The 14839-nt window shown below is 59.0% G+C and carries 12 protein-coding genes and 1 pseudogene; 5 read left to right on the top strand and 8 right to left on the bottom strand.

Going from position 1 to position 14839, the window contains the following annotated elements; genetic code table 11:
• Nucleotides 1-65: 65 nt before the first annotated feature.
• From B8W69_RS08395 to B8W69_RS08370, 6 genes and pseudogenes are all read right to left on the bottom strand, one after another.
• Entirely contained in the window at nucleotides 66-668 is a 603-nt protein-coding gene (locus B8W69_RS08395; protein ID WP_245843172.1) for an O-methyltransferase, read from the bottom strand.
• Nucleotides 669-739: 71 nt separating this feature from the next.
• Nucleotides 740-1789: a polysaccharide pyruvyl transferase family protein gene (locus B8W69_RS08390; RefSeq protein ID WP_085289376.1), complete on the bottom strand. Its 1050-nt coding sequence runs from the start codon at nucleotides 1787-1789 to the stop codon at nucleotides 740-742.
• A pseudogene (locus B8W69_RS08385) lies at nucleotides 1725-2832 on the bottom strand (glycosyltransferase). The gene B8W69_RS08390 and the pseudogene B8W69_RS08385 overlap by 65 nt, the downstream one beginning before the upstream one ends.
• 355 nt (nucleotides 2833-3187) lie before the next feature.
• Nucleotides 3188-4426 (bottom strand): glycosyltransferase, encoded by a 1239-nt coding sequence (locus B8W69_RS08380; protein WP_085289374.1) that lies wholly within the window; start codon nucleotides 4424-4426, stop codon nucleotides 3188-3190.
• 278 nt (nucleotides 4427-4704) lie between these two features.
• Nucleotides 4705-5685, bottom strand: coding sequence for a methyltransferase type 11 (locus tag B8W69_RS08375; protein WP_245843170.1), 981 nt, complete (start codon nucleotides 5683-5685; stop codon nucleotides 4705-4707).
• 455 nt (nucleotides 5686-6140) lie between these two features.
• Complete coding sequence (locus B8W69_RS08370; RefSeq protein ID WP_085289373.1) at nucleotides 6141-7094, bottom strand: class I SAM-dependent methyltransferase; 954 nt, start codon at nucleotides 7092-7094, stop codon at nucleotides 6141-6143.
• 731 nt (nucleotides 7095-7825) lie between these two features.
• On the opposite strand from B8W69_RS08370, the gene gmd reads away from it, so the two are divergent.
• The 5 genes from gmd (at nucleotide 7826) to B8W69_RS08345 (ending at nucleotide 12777) form a co-directional block, all read left to right on the top strand.
• Nucleotides 7826-8860, top strand: coding sequence for a GDP-mannose 4,6-dehydratase (gmd, locus tag B8W69_RS08365; RefSeq protein WP_085289517.1), 1035 nt, complete (start codon nucleotides 7826-7828; stop codon nucleotides 8858-8860).
• The gene (locus B8W69_RS08360) at nucleotides 8857-9819 is read left to right on the top strand and encodes a GDP-L-fucose synthase family protein (RefSeq protein WP_085289372.1); all 963 of its coding nucleotides are present in this window, start codon (nucleotides 8857-8859) and stop codon (nucleotides 9817-9819) included. The genes gmd and B8W69_RS08360 overlap by 4 nt, the downstream gene beginning before the upstream one ends.
• Nucleotides 9820-9993: 174 nt before the next feature.
• Nucleotides 9994-10638: a class I SAM-dependent methyltransferase gene (locus B8W69_RS30270; protein WP_133057983.1), complete on the top strand. Its 645-nt coding sequence runs from the start codon at nucleotides 9994-9996 to the stop codon at nucleotides 10636-10638.
• A 215-nt stretch (nucleotides 10639-10853) separates the two neighbouring features.
• Nucleotides 10854-11579: an FkbM family methyltransferase gene (locus B8W69_RS08350; RefSeq protein ID WP_085289370.1), complete on the top strand. Its 726-nt coding sequence runs from the start codon at nucleotides 10854-10856 to the stop codon at nucleotides 11577-11579.
• Nucleotides 11580-11814: 235 nt separating this feature from the next.
• Nucleotides 11815-12777, top strand: coding sequence for a class I SAM-dependent methyltransferase (locus B8W69_RS08345; RefSeq protein ID WP_110881867.1), 963 nt, complete (start codon nucleotides 11815-11817; stop codon nucleotides 12775-12777).
• Here B8W69_RS08345 and B8W69_RS08340 read toward each other — a convergent pair.
• On the bottom strand, nucleotides 12774-13604 hold the full coding sequence (locus tag B8W69_RS08340) for a glycosyltransferase family 2 protein (protein WP_085289516.1): 831 nt from the start codon (nucleotides 13602-13604) through the stop codon (nucleotides 12774-12776). The genes B8W69_RS08345 and B8W69_RS08340 overlap by 4 nt on opposite strands.
• Before the next feature lie 204 nt (nucleotides 13605-13808).
• Nucleotides 13809-14822: a glycosyltransferase gene (locus B8W69_RS08335; RefSeq protein ID WP_085289368.1), complete on the bottom strand. Its 1014-nt coding sequence runs from the start codon at nucleotides 14820-14822 to the stop codon at nucleotides 13809-13811.
• Nucleotides 14823-14839: the final 17 nt, after the last annotated feature.

Here is a 14839-nt window from a genome sequence, read left to right as displayed (position 1 = left end):
GTGGACCGGCCGTCAGGGGATCGCCATTGTGCGCGGGTCGGCTGGTCGGCCGACAGGGCTAGCAGCTAGGAAGCCAATTCGATGAGGCCCAGCCGTTTGGACACCTCGACCGCCCCCACCACTTCGGGATCGGCGCAGATGTCGTGCCAGGCTTCGCCCATCCCGGGATTGAAGTCGATGTCATCGAAAAGGACCCAGCCGCCCCGGGCCATGCGGGGCTTCAAGATCTGCCACTGCCGGGTCACGAAATCTTGGGTGTGTATCCCATCCACCAAGGCCAGATCGATCGAGTCGGGGATGTCGCCGACGTGGTCTTCGAAGGCACCGCGCGTCAGGGTGTAGCGATCGGTGACGGATTTGATGTTCCTCTCCGCGATGTCGGCCCAGGAGGGGTTGATCTCGAACGAATACATCCAGCCCCGCCGAAGCGCCGAGGACAGGTACATCCCGGACACCCCGAACGCGGATCCGAACTCCACGACGATCTTGGGGTCGTGCCAGTCCACCAGGTAGGCGTACAAGTCGCCCTGCCACGACGCGGCCCGGACCTGCTTGGGTTTCCGGGTCGCACCGGGCTGTCCGTAGGCGTCGGCCAGGGGTAGGGCGCCGAGCTTCTGTGTTGCCCGTGCGGAAGATTCGATCTCGGTTTTGCGCGCCGCGGGCGGCAATCGTCGGGGAAGACTGTCGATACACCCGCCGCGTTTGACCCACTTCAGCTCCAATGCTTTTCGCAGCGTTATCACGAGGCGAGACCCAACTGGCGTGCCAGATCCGCGTACTCGCCCTCGAGGCGCTGTTTTAGGTGCGCGACGGCGGTGCGCTTCCTGCTCCGGATGTTTGACGAGTTCGCGATCGCGTCGAGCACCCGGTCGACCACGGCGGCGCTGCTCACCTCGTCGGTGCGAACCAGTGACTGCTCATCATCGATCGCGAGCGCGAAGTCTCGGCATTTCGGTTGATACTCAAGCGAAACGACGGGTGTGTCGGACAGAGAAGCCAGGACGCTCGCGTGAAGGCGGGTGACGATGGCGGCCGAACAGCGGGCCAATTCGCCCGCGGCCACATCGGGGTCGGCCGGAAGCACCATCTCTGCTTCCGGAATGTCTCTCAGCGCCACGTCGGTCCAGCGTCTGTCTTCTGGATTCATCAGTATCCCGACGAAGCGGTAGCCGTGTGATGACAGTTGCTTGACGGCGCCGGCTATCTCTTCCGCCAGCTGCTTCGGGTCGTGTCCCCAAAGGTCGTCGCCGAAGCCGAGATTCACTCCGATCAGCCCGTCTTCGGGAGCGACGTCGGGCCGGGGGAGAAGCAGCGCCGGGTCGCCCGAAACCTCGACGTCCAACCCGATGTCGGCCAGAAGTTCGGCGCTGCGCGGCCCCCGCACGGACACGGTACGGAACTTGGAAAGTATCGGCGCCCAGCGCTTCAGCTCGCCTTTGCCCGAGCCGCTATTGCGTCCGCCGAATACCGGATCTTCGACGCCGACACCGATCGCATAGCTTCCGTTGTCTTTGGTGAGTGCCAACCCTCGATTGATCAAGAGCCGCCACTGGCTCCGTCCGACGAGCGTGCCGCCACCAACGACCTGCCTGCTGCGCCGCAGCGATCGGTTCAAACCCATTGCCGCCGTGGCGGTTGCATAGATCAGTTGGTGCGGCAGGCGCGGCAGATCGAGAAAGGTTGCCCCCCGTAACTGGCCCCGAACCGCGTCGTAGATCGCGTCGTCACCAAGGTTGCCCAGCCCATGCCAGCCCAGGTACGCGACGGTCGGGTCGTCGGTGACATTCATCATCACGCGCTTTGTCGTTCCTCGACTCGGTGTCCAGCAGCGTCCTTCGGTTGGGCGGCGTTGCGGGTGAGCTTGCGCCGCAGCCTTTTAACGCGCCCTCCGAGGGTTTTGGTCCAGCGATTCTGCAGCGCCAGCGTCGCGATGCGCGGGTGCTCGGCCGCGGTTTGCACCAAGAGTTCATGCCCCTCTGGATCTGGCACCTGTTTGGCGATCGCGCCGAGCACCCAGTTGGCGTTTTTGGCCACGATCGATTCGTGTAGGGGGTCACCCGAGACGACATCGAGCATGGCGTCCAACGTCGCCGCATGCGCAGGACCCTGCGTTCGCCAGAAGGTTGCGGGATCGGTGATCGACTTGTACCACATGCCGCGCGGGTGGCGGCGGTAGACGGCCATCGTCTCCGGCAGCATCGCGATGTCGCCTTCGGCGGCGTGACGGACGTGCAGGTACCAATCCAGCGGCATGACATCGGCCGGGATGTCGTCGTAGCGGGGGAGGCGGCGGTACATCACCGAGTTGGTCTGGATGAAGTTTCGCGAAATCAACGTCTCGAAGCTGAGGTCGCCGGCCCGAAAGGGCGGTGGGAACGTCGGAAGGAAGACCTCTTCGAACTTGCGGTAGACGCTGTATATGAGTTTCTCGTCCTCATCGCGGTCCTGGGTCCAGACGACGTCCACCGGGTGGAAACACACTGCGGTGTCAGGGTTCTGGTCGAGTAAAGCGACTTGTTTGCCCAATTTCAACGGATCGACCCAGTAGTCGTCGCCCTCACATAGCGCGATGTACTCACCACGGGCGGCGGACAGGGCGCCGGTCAGGTTCAGGTTGAGGCCGACGTTCTTGGACCGCAGGATGGGCCGGAACAGGTGCGGGTGGCGGTCGGCGTACTCCTGGATTATCTCGGGCGTGGCGTCGGTCGAGGCATCGTCGGCGACGATGACCTCCATCGGAAAGTCGGTCTGCTGGGCGAGGAAGCCGTCCAGCGTGTCGCGGACGTAGGCCTGTTGGTTGTGGGTGGTCGACACGACGCTGACCTTGGGCAGGTCAGTTGTTCTCCGTGTGGTCAATGCGAGCCTCTCTGTTGCGCGGCGGCTGCGACGCAGTCGAAAAGCACCCTGCCATTGACCGGTGAAGGAAGTACTTCCGAAGGGATGCCGTTCTTCCACAGCGGTTGCGTACCGGGCGACCCTGGGGTGCGACGTAGTACGGTTACTGACACTGCTGTTAATTATAGCCAGCGCGAAATTCGAATTTCCTGTCGAGCGAGCGGCCCTATGCGTGGTCTGCGGGTTTGGCGGGGGGATTCGGCAAATGGCCGAGAATGTTTCTGACGCCGAAAACGGCTGGTGAAGTTAGACTTTGCAGTTTGCGGTGATGCGCGCGGCAATCACAGTCACCTCACGCGGCAAATTTCTCCAAAAGGTTGGCGGTGGTCGCGACGCTCTCGGCGGGTTTGGTCATTCGCGCCGCGATCTCGCGGGCACGGAGGGCGTACTCCGGAGCCAGGATCTGTCCTAGGTCGGCGACCAACGACTCGAGTGTGGTGTTCGAAAAGTGCCGCGCTAGACCAACGTTCAATCGTTGAACCTGGCCGGCCCAGATCTTTTGATCGCTCAGACTCCAGAGGCTCAAGGTCGGGACTCCCGCGCGCAGTCCTGCCGCAGTGGTGCCGGCTCCGCTGTGGTGGACCACCGCGCGGCAGGCGGGAAAGACCGCTGCGTAATTCACCGGGCCCACCACTTTGACATGGTCGAACCGTGCGGCAGCACTGAAATCCGTTTTGCCGGAGCACACCAGCGCCCGCTCACCGAGCTGCGCGCAGGCCTTAGCAATCATGTTGATTGTATTGGCCGGAGATTCAACCGATGTGCTGCCGAAGCCGAAGCAGATCGGAGGCGTTCCCGCGGCGATCCAGGACGCGACGTCCTCGTCGGAATCCGTCGTCAACTCCATCGTCAACGTGCCGACAAAGGGCCGCTGGCCGTTCCATTTGGCCCATTCGGCGGCCAGCCCGGGAAAGCACACCTCGTCGTAGGCCTGGATCTCCAGTGCGCCGCGGGCCGCCATCCGTTGTGGCGCAGGGCCTTTCGCTTTCGATAGGCCGAGTTCACGGCGCTGGGCGTCCTCGGCCTTCTTCGTCCCCCGCCACTGTGTCCAGTCCAGCGCCGTCATCACGGTGCGCACCGCCGGCGCCGGCAGATGAGGCGCGAGCTGCCCGTTGGGCCGCATGGGGAAGTAATGCATCGTGGCCAACGGCACGTCGAGGAATTCCGCCACGTTCGCCGCGACCCCCGGAAAGCCAGGGCCCGTGAACACCAGGTCGGCACCCTCGGAGAGCGATACCAGGGTCGCGCTCATGTCCGCCCAGGACTGGGTAAGCAGGTCCTGCGCTTCCCGCCACCGCCTCCTCACCTCGGGGACATTCCAGAACTTGCCGAGGAAGTCGGTGTCCCAAAAGCCGTCCTGCTGATCGGGCCCGTAGCCTGCCGCGGAAAGGCCGGCCGACCCGACGAGCGGCACCAGGTTGGGCGGAACGGCCATGCGGACCTCGTGCCCGCGGCGCTGCAGTTCGCGACCCACAGCCGTACAGGGCTCGACGTCGCCGCGAGTTCCATAGCTGGCCAGGGCGAATTTCACGACGAATCCTTTCGGTGGTCGTGCGTGTGCGTGCATTCGCAGAGGTCATTATCTCTGGTTTTCGACCGCCAGTTCGGCTTTCGGTCAAGTCTGTCTACCTCGGTAATAGATGGGTACCCCCTGTCGCCGCCAGGCTCTTTGGATCGACGACATCGTTGTAGTCAGCCCCTGACTCGCTGCCCTGTGTCAGCGGCTTCTTCGCGTACAACTTGCCCGAATGATTCCGCGCCTCGTTGTAGCTCTGGCAAGCGTGAACGCACAATCTGACTACAAGAGTTTCACGCATTCCGTACTAGCAGCCCCGGGTCAGGCCACTGACCACGTCCCGTCGCCCTTTTGACCAGCATCTTGAGCACCGAAATTTGCTTATTCAACGCGTATAACAAGCCGGTCAAACCCTTGTGACGAGCATCAGCAAGCCTCGCCTCGAGTTGATCAATGTCAGAGCTGACTAGGAGGGTCGTCGGGTGAATTAGCGGCAAGTCCAGCTCATCGATACCCAGTGAAGAGAAGATGCTCGACTTCGTGTGCAGTGCATCGGGATGGAAGCCAATATTCTGTACTAGATTGCGGGCAGGCGTGGCGCAAATACCGGAGTTCGCCCATATACTGTAAAACCACTGATAATCCCAAGTACCAATCTTTCCCTCGTAAGTGTGCTGAAATATCGATTCCCACAAGTATCGGTCAATTCTTTTCCGAAAATACTGATCGAAAAGCCTCTTATCTCTGATCTCAGGCCAGTAAGTCATATCGAGATCGTATTGCGCCCATGCCCGCCTCCAAGTAGCCCACCCCCATATGTGCGGGTATCTCGAGAAGTAATAGCTATCCGCTGTCGCGGTATGTCCGAACAGACGATTTTGTCCATTGATCATCATAACGCGCTCGTCCCTTTCGTAGCGATCGAGGAGCTCAGCGCAGTAATGGAAGAATGAGAGATTGGGCATGCAGTCATGTTCGAGTATTATCGCCTTGTCTACGATCTCGAAGGCCCACGTTATGCCGGACGAGATGCGAAGGCGGGGCCCCATATTGATTTCCGAGAAATTCTTATGGACCTCGCAGTCCCAGTCGACTTCATCGACGATCATGCGTGTCGCGGCGCACTTCTCAGCCTCTCCCGGTCTATTCGGGCGGGGCCCGTCGGCGATAACCAGCAGCTTCGTTGGTCTCGCGGTCCTGATGGCCTTGAAGACCTCCATGGTGCGATCCAGCTGGTCGAAGATGATGAAGATGACCGGGGGTGTCGTTGTCACTGTTCCCATCCTTGCGACGGCCGTTAAGCGAGCAGCGGAACATGTTGTTCTAAAGGTGATAAAGAGCGACTTGCGAGATCATATATCTGGCGCAGAAAATGTCAAGGATTTTAGCGCTGTTATTCGGCAGTCAGTTGCGGTCATATTTAAGTCATTAACGCTTAAAACCTTTCAGGCCTTCTGCTTTTCGCGAAACACTGCGCTTTGTAACTGTCATCCCGCGGATGAGAGCCTGATTCTACCGGGCAAAAAACGGCAACATCACTGCGAATTCCGTAGTGATCGCGCGCCTTAGCCCCTGCGCCAGAATCGCCAGGTGGGTAAGCCCGGTCCGCAGCTCAAGCCTGTGCATTGGCAGTGGCGTCGAATGCAGGCTGGATGTCGAGAAAATTGCGGAACCCAACGTCATGCAGTGTCGAAGGGCCTAAACTCGAGCCTGATGCTCAGCACGGTTTCTAGCAAGCTGAATCGGGCATCGGGTGGTCGATTCCTGACTGTGCTTTAGCTTGCCGGCTTCCCAAATACGGGCGTACCCACGCCTGATTGAAAACGTCTCTCAACCGGGGGGCGGCGGGGTGTTTTCTCCAAGGCGCTGGTATCACAATGACAATTTTGACTGTTCCCCACGGGGTCGGAAGATCCATGACAAGCTTGTACTTTTTCCAGGGCGCTGGACTCTGGATGAGTAAGACACTCGCGCCGGCTACATCTTGCATACCATAATTTATGGCATCCCCTTGCGTAGCAACCCACTGCATCAAATTCAAGCTTGTCACGCGGGCTATTTCCGAATTCCATGAACCATAAAACTTCTGCTCCGAGATGCAGATAGGTATAAGGCCTTCGTTGGAAACAGCGTCCCACACGGCAGCCGCTACCCCCGGAGTGTGCAGTGCGCGAAAATCATCCATCACCACCACGCCGCTGTCATTCAAGATACTGCGCGTATTGGCGATATCCATCCGGACGACGTTGTACAAATGACTGCCATCCACATGGGCAAAACGCAGCGAACGGGGCTCAACCCTGTTGACAATGTGCTGGGATAATTCAGCAATCACAACCGGTGGCCGGTCGACCCATCGCTTGTAATTGTCTTCGAATCTTCCACGATTGAGACCGCGATAGGATTGAGTATTTTCGGCGACGTTCTCATCATCGCCCTCGACGTTGTCGAATACGTCGCAAACGATCACTTTCTCTTCAGGCCTGGCATGGCAACCTAATAAAATTGCGCTCTTACCGTAGAGGGCTCCGATTTCAAGTAAATCACCTTGAACTCCTGACTCAAATTGCCCTGTCAAGATGCGATCGAATAACAGAAAATCAATGTCCCAAAATGCTCCAACGACCGACTTACGCTCTCGCCAGTACTTCTGTGCACACGGAGATATGTTCTCGAGCATCATGCATTAACGCTCGTAATCGTGCGGTAATGGGGCAGCAGACGGTTCAACGTTGCCAACAGAAGAGAAGGAATCATGTGCGGGTAAGCGCACTTAGGGGATGTGCCCCGGAGCGGCCGATGGACGGGTTTGAGCTCCTCGACTCCATATCTGCTGAGCCTGTGGACCAAGTGAGAGTACGGTGGTTGGATATCGCGATCGGTCAAAACCGGGCCCTCATTTCGCATTTCAATATTGCGTTCGATTTTCCGCCGACGAGCTTACACCTTTCACTGGATTTGCCGCACCGACACGAGGATTAAGGCACGAGAAGAAGCGCTTAGGCCTGACGTCTATCCGAATGTGGATCGGTGCTCCGCGCTCGAACGCGGGAGGGAGCGTTGGCGGCAAGCTGGTGGGCCTGGTGCGGGGGCCTGCTCTTCTATCCGAGACCGCGCCGTCTGAGGAGCGCCATGGCCGCCGAGGGCAAGGTGACGGTTTTTGCTTCAAGGCTTTACCCAGTGTCGACGGATGCAAGCAAGGTACTTCCAGGATTTTCTCCTTTGAGCTGCTCGCCGCGATCGCGTGTATAGAACGGACGATTAGCACGCTGCGCTCCATGTTCGGTTGCCGTCACATCTACTATGAAGCGCAAGCGACGCCCGCCGGTGCAGTACAACGAGGAGTGAGACGGCCGCAATGACGAGACGCCGTATGCATGGCGACCAGGATGCATGGACAAACGTAGGGATCCGATGAAGCGAGCGCTCATAACTGGAATCACCGGGCAGGACGGTTCTTATCTTGCGGAATTGCTGCTGAGGAAGGGCTACGAAGTCCATGGGCTTATTCGTCGGGCGTCGACGTTCAACACTTCGAGGATCGATCACCTCTACATTGATCCACACCAACCAGACGCACGACTGTTCTTGCACTACGGCGACCTTACCGACGGCACCCGCTTGGTGACCTTGCTCAGCACCATCGACCCCGACGAGGTCTACAACCTTGCGGCTCAGTCGCATGTGCGCGTTAGCTTTGACGAACCGGTTCATACGGGCGACACGACCGGCATGGGATCGATCCGGTTGCTTGAAGCGGTTCGACTGTCCGGGGTAGACTGCCGCTTTTATCAGGCGTCCTCATCGGAGATGTTCGGCGCCTCTCCGCCGCCTCAAAATGAAGAGACGCCGTTCTACCCTCGCTCACCCTACGGCGCGGCGAAGGTCTACTCGTACTGGGCGACCCGCAATTATCGCGAGGCCTACGGGTTGTTCGCGGTGAACGGCATCCTGTTCAATCACGAATCACCCAGGCGCGGTGAGACCTTCGTAACCCGAAAGATCACTCGAGCTGCGGCACGGATTAAAGCCGGGCTCCAATCAGCCGTCTACATGGGCAATCTGGATGCTGTCCGTGACTGGGGGTATGCGCCCGAGTACGTCGAGGGGATGTGGAGGATGCTGCAGGCCGCCCAGCCCGAGGATTTCGTTCTCGCTACTGGGCGCGGTTACACCGTGCGCGAGTTTACCCAGACAGCGTTCGACCACGCCGGCTTGGACTGGCAGAAGCATGTGAGATTCGACGACCGCTATCTGCGACCCACGGAAGTGGATTCGCTGGTTGGCGACCCGATCAAGGCAGCCCAATCGCTCGGGTGGAAGGCTTCTGTCCATACTGGCGAGTTGGCCCGGATCATGGTCGACGCAGATGTTGCTGCGCTGGAGTGTGAAGGCAAACCGTGGATCGATAAGCCCGCGCTGCCGGGTTGGAACTCAACACCAGGATGAACAACTTCGTCGGGGTCCTTGACCGGACGGTGCCGGTGTACATTGCCGGGCACCGCGGATTGGCAGGGTCGGCCCTCTTGCGCAGGTTTCGGGCCGAGGGGTTCACCAATCTGCTGGTGCGCTCGCACAATGAATTGGACTTGACGGATCGAGCCGCGACGTTCGAGTTCTTGGCCGACTCAAAGCCTCACGTCTTGATCGATGCCGCCGCGAAGGTTGGCGGTATCATGGCCAACGACACTTATCCGGTCGATTTCCTGTCACAGAACCTGCAAATCCAGGTCAATCTCCTGGATGCCGCTGTCGCCGCGCGGGTGCCGCGGTTGCTGTTTCTGGGTTCTTCCTGCATATATCCCAAGAACGCCGCCCAACCCATCAAGGAAAGCGCACTCCTCACTGGGCCGTTGGAGCCGACTAACGACGCATACGCGATCGCGAAAATCACTGGTATTCTTCAGGTCCAGGCGGTCAGGCGTCAATACGGTCTGGCGTGGATCTCAGCGATGCCGACTAATCTGTACGGACCAGGGGACAACTTTTCCCCATCCGGCTCGCATCTGCTGCCGGCGCTCATCCGTAGATACGAAGAGGCCGAAGCTAAAGGCGTTCCGCAGGTAACAAACTGGGGTACGGGGACTCCGCGGCGTGAACTGCTGCATGTCGATGATCTGGCGAGCGCATGCCTGTTCCTTCTGGAACACTTTGACGGTCCCGCTCACGTCAACGTCGGCACTGGCATCGACCACACCATCAGTGAGATCGCCGATATGGTTGCCGCGGCGGTGGGCTACAGTGGTGAAACACGTTGGGACCGAGGCAAACCCGATGGAACTCCACGTAAGTTGCTGGACGTCTCCACCTTGCGCGAGGCGGGTTGGCGCCCTGAGATCGAGCTCCGGGACGGCATCGCCGCAACGGTAGAGTGGTATCGCGCAAACGCCAGCACGGTGAGGAAATGAGTCAGCTTGAGACGATCAAGCTCCGGTGACGTGTGCTGAAGCGTTGGACGGGTCATGGCCGTGGCGCGGCAACCCGGGGATGAGGAATCTACGCCGCCCCGGCTGGAAGTTGTGCCGCCACTACTGTGGTCCAATAGCTGGAACTGCCGCGCCCGGCCGGTTACTGTCACCAATATGTCAAGGATCGCCCGCAATCTGGCAGAGATCACTCTAAATCCAGGTCGTCGCAGAAAGTCCCTAGAACCCACACGTTGGACAGCAGCGTACGGCTGGTTTAACGGTAAGCACCTTGTTTCCCCGCCAGCAATTGCGAAGCACCGCCATTTACTCCACACTTTCAAGTCCCGCGGGCACCGCATCTTCGTCGAGGCGGGGACCTTCCGGGGTGAGACGACCGCGTTCTTGATCCCGCACGCAGACCAAGTGATCTCGGTTGAGCTGCACGATGGCCTTTTCGCCGCAGCCAAAAAGCGTTTCGCGAAGCACCCGAGTGTCACTCTCATCCACGGCGACTCGCTTATCGAGATCCCGAAGATAGTTGCGAACTGTTCGACCCCTCCCCTTGTGTTTCTTGACGGGCACTTTTCTGGCGATGGCACAGCCATGGGTGAGGAGATGGAACCAGCAGAGTCAACGCTTGGGCTACTCGCCGACATAACCCCGGCAGGTACCACGATCGTGATCGACGATTTGCGACTCTTCGGCTCTGGGCTTGCGGGATTCCCACAACTCGACGCCATCACGGCCGCGGCACGTGCTGCTTTCCCCGCCGCAGTGATTCGTGCTGGCCTGGACTCCATCGTTGTTGAAATTCCGTAACGACAGCCCGGTTACGCCTCAGCCACTCGACATCGTAGGGATCATGCCTGCTGTATCACGACCAGTACGGACGCCGCGGCACGATGAGGGGCATTCACTGCATGGCTGGACGTTGTGAGCTGGCGCCGCGTCGTGGCAACCCGACATTGGTCCAGCCGCCAGGTTTTCCTGCGGCCCGGAGAATCCTGCAGACGATCTCGTGTTAACGTTACGCCGTGGATTTGTTCCGCCGTGGTGGGTTGATTGCGCGTAGCACAACCTTCGAGATATTACGCCCGTATTGGGAGGGCGGCTCGAAGCGCCAATTTGCGAAGCAACTCGAAATGCACGACGTAAATGTCGTTTTGGATATCGGTGCCAACTCGGGACAATACGCGACCGATCTACGCATGGCGGCATACAAGGGCCGCATTGTCTCGTTCGAGCCTTTGTCCGGCCCGTTTTCACTACTCGAAAGCAAGGCATCGAAGGATCCGCTTTGGGACTGCCGACAATGTGCGCTGGGTGATGTCGATGGGACGATTTCGATAAACGTCGCCGGCAATTCCGGTGCGAGCAGTTCTGTCTTGCCGATGTTGAAAAGCCATCAGGAAGCTTTTCCGCCTGCCAACTATATTGGCACCGAGGATGTGCCGGTTTACAGACTTGATTCCGTCGCGGCAGACTGCATAATGCCGACGGATGTGACTTTCCTCAAGATCGATGTTCAAGGGTTCGAGCGGCAGGTGATCGCCGGCGGCAGATCGACCGTGGCTGACCGGGCCGTTGGCATGCAACTCGAATTATCTTTTCAGCCCCTGTATGACGGTGGGATGCTCATCCGTGAGGCGCTCGACCTTGTATATTCTTTGGGCTTCACATTGACGGGGTTACTGCCCGGATTCACCGATGTCCGCAATGGCCAGATGTTACAGGCCGACGGCATCTTCTTTCGTGATTAGATCGGCGCGAGATGATCAACTAGCGCGCGGAAATCGGTGCCCGACAGGCAGCGGTCGGTGTCCTTGGTGCGCAGCAGCGGCCGGACTGCGGTGGCGAGTCGCTGGTGATGTTAAGCTCGCCGAGTAATCTAGATGTTCTGAAAATCCGTGATAAGTCGGAGGATTCGCCTTTGTCGGTAGATCGTGGCGATCTTGGTTTCGTCGCCTTCGTGGTGCCCGGGCGGGTCAGCTGACGATGCCGAAGCTGCTGAACTTAAGTTTTCGGGTAATCGACGTGCTGTTGGTTCCGGTCACTGTGGCGGCTTCGGCAGCCCTGCGGCTGATCCGTTCCACTGGGTTTGGGCGCATGCCCATTACCTTGCGGGTCTTCCGGAAAGTGGGAGTCTTCCCGCTTCTCGACCATTACTACGAGCCGCTGTTTAACCCGGCCCATCTGAGGAAACCATTGTCCGACGATCGCGAATTACCTGGCATCGATTGGAATGTCGCTGAACAGCTCGATCTGCTCACAAATTTTCATTTCAACGACGAATTAGTTAGATTTCCAGTCGAGCAGCCTGAGAACACTGGATTTTTCTATCGAAACGGCTTCTTCGAATCGGGGGATGCTGAATTTCTCTATAACATGATTCGGCTGCATAGACCTAAGCGGATTTATGAGATCGGAAGTGGTCAGTCAACGCGTTTGGCGGCGAGCGCGGTGGAAGCCAACCGCGATGAGCAGGCTGGCTATCGATGCGAGCACCTGTGCATAGAACCCTACGAAGCTGACTGGCTCGAAGAACTCGATGTTACAGTGGTGCGCAAGCCGGTGGAGCTGATCGATACGTCACTGTTTCGTCAATTGGACAAGAATGATATCTTGTTTATTGACTCGTCGCACATTATCCGGCCGCAGGGCGATGTTCTCTGCGAATACCTTGAGATTCTGCCCATCCTCAAGCCTGGCGTCCTGATTCATATTCATGACATCTTTACTCCGAAAGATTACCTAGAGGAGTGGATACGCTCTGTGTGCTTTTGGAATGAGCAGTATCTGCTGGAAGCATTCCTTAGTTATAATCCAGAATTCGAAATCATTGGGGCGCTTAACTTTTTGAAGCATCACTACCCAGACGAGCTGTCAAAGGTCTGCCCAGTCCTCCGTCAGCAATTAGAGTTCCGCGAGCCGGGCTCGTTCTGGCTTAGGCGTGTCTAGCTATTCTCGACTGACGCTGCTCGTTTGGGCCGCCGCCAACGTGCCGACGCTTTTGTTGCCTGGGTAAAGACGGTTTCCAAGCAGCGAAGGTAGAACTCCCAGGCCCACAGGTAACCTAGTGACGTTCGCCGCCCACCCAGCGGATAGCGCCCATGCAAGTCCCACATGCGGCGCAGGTCGCGAAAGACCACACTCGGATGCCGGTTGGTACCGACTCCGGTGGTGTCGAAGTCGCATAGCACCCTGCGGATCGTGATTGGCTCCCGAAGCAGCGCCGCCCGCAAGATGAATTCCTGGTCGGCAGCAACCCCGAAATCAAGGTCATACCCGCCCAATTTCCTCACCAGCGACGACCCAAAGAATGACGCTTGGTGTGGAACCACCTGCCAACCGGCGAGAAACTTCCGGAGGCTAAAAGGAATCGGGCCGCGCACGCGCCCGAGTCCGATGAGGTTGTCCATGCCGAAACCCCACACATCTTGGGCCGGTCCGCGGCCCGAGATCGCCTCTACGACCTGACCTATAGCGTCGGGATCAGAGAACCGATCGCCAGAATGCATGAACCACAACAGATCGCCTGATGCATGAGCGATGCCCTGGTTCATCGCGTCGTAGCGTCCGCCGTCGGGCTCCGACTGCCAATATGCGAAGCCCGGCTCGCAGCGCGACAGGTATGCCTCCACCTCGTCACCGGACCCGCCATCGATCACGATGTGCTCGATGCCTCCCTCATAGCGCTGTGCCCGGACACTGTCCACCGTTCGCTTGAGGCCTTCGAGATCCTGGAAGGAGATGGTTATCACCGAGACGGTCGGGGTTGATTTCACCGAATTGCCCCTCGCATCGCTGCGGCTGCTCGACACGGATGAGCACAGGTGCCCGTCCGCCTGGTGCTGCTCGTGTCGCAGGGCCTCATCACCGATCTCCTCGTAGTTCAATGCTCGTCCAAGACCATCACCGCAGCAGCGCCGTCGACGAGCCGTATCCCGGTATCGATCACCTTAGACGCTGGTCGACGCCCGGTGGCTCGCTCACTGGCGTTTGCGACGGGAGGGCCAGACGTCCACGAGTCCGCGCCGCCTCGGTGCAATGGCAGCGAGCCGACGCTTCAAAGTCCTGAGCCGACGGTTAGGCCTCGCCCAGCGGTGCTGCAGCGCCAGCATGGCGAATCGCGGGTGCTGCTCGATGGTGCTCTGCAGCGCAGCACGACCCTCAGGGCTTGGGACCTTTGCGATCTGATGCAGGATCCAGTCGGCCATTAAAGCGATGAGTTCCTCACGCTCGGGTTCGCCCGGAAACAGGTCGAGCATTGCGTCGAACGTCGCCGCATGCCCGGGACCTTGCGCCAACCAGAATTTGGGCGGATCCACCGCCTGGTTGTGCCACATGCCCTCGGCATGCCGGCGATAGACGGCCATCGTTTCCGGCAACATCGCAATATCACCATGGGCTGCATGCAAGACATGCAAGTACCAGTCCAACGGCATGACGTCGGCGGGGATATCCGCGTAACGCTCAAGGCGGCGATACACAACGGAGTTAGTTTGGATGAAATTCATCAAAAGGAGGGCCTCGACGCTGAGGTCGCCGCGCAAGTAGAGCGGCGGGAACTTCGAGTCTTCAGCCCGGCCGTCGTCCCACATCACGCGGACTGGATGGAAGCACACTGAGGTGCCTGGGTGTTGTTCGAGGAATGCGATCTGTTTGCTGAGCTTGCGTGGATCGGTCCAGAAATCATCGCCCTCGCATAGGGCGATGTACTCGCCGCGAGCAACCGACAGCGCCCCCACGAGATTTCTATTCAGCCCGACATTCTCGGGTCGGAAGATTGGCCGGAAGATGTGGGGATAGCGTTCGGAATACTCGCAAATGATCGCTGGCGTCGCATCGACTGAGGCATCATCAGCAACGATGACCTCGATGGGGAATTCGGCCTGCTGAGCAATAAAGCTGTCGAAAGCTTGGCGGACGTAGGCCTCTTGGTTGTGGGTGGTCGTTACGATGCTCACCTTGGGTGAGCTCGCTGCCGCCTCTTCGGTCAGCATCTATCTCCTTTTTCGGC

Origin of the sequence: Mycolicibacterium vulneris (assembly GCF_002104765.1) — a bacterium.
GTDB classification, from domain to species: domain Bacteria; phylum Actinomycetota; class Actinomycetes; order Mycobacteriales; family Mycobacteriaceae; genus Mycobacterium; species Mycobacterium vulneris.
The sequence above is the reverse complement of the archived record's forward strand: the minus strand, read 5'-3'. Positions and strand labels throughout refer to the sequence as shown.

Bases quoted from the DNA above. Each gene is read 5' to 3' on its own strand.
- B8W69_RS08390 (WP_085289376.1), bottom strand. From the start codon at position 1,789: ATGAATGTCACCGACGACCCGACCGTCGCGTACCTGGGCTGGCATGGG.
- B8W69_RS08370 (WP_085289373.1), bottom strand. From the start codon at position 7,094: ATGATGCTCGAGAACATATCTCCGTGTGCACAGAAGTACTGGCGAGAG.
- gmd (WP_085289517.1), top strand. From the start codon at position 7,826: ATGAAGCGAGCGCTCATAACTGGAATCACCGGGCAGGACGGTTCTTAT.
- B8W69_RS08360 (WP_085289372.1), top strand. From the start codon at position 8,857: ATGAACAACTTCGTCGGGGTCCTTGACCGGACGGTGCCGGTGTACATT.
- B8W69_RS30270 (WP_133057983.1), top strand. From the start codon at position 9,994: ATGTCAAGGATCGCCCGCAATCTGGCAGAGATCACTCTAAATCCAGGT.
- B8W69_RS08345 (WP_110881867.1), top strand. From the start codon at position 11,815: ATGCCGAAGCTGCTGAACTTAAGTTTTCGGGTAATCGACGTGCTGTTG.
- B8W69_RS08335 (WP_085289368.1), bottom strand. From the start codon at position 14,822: ATGCTGACCGAAGAGGCGGCAGCGAGCTCACCCAAGGTGAGCATCGTA.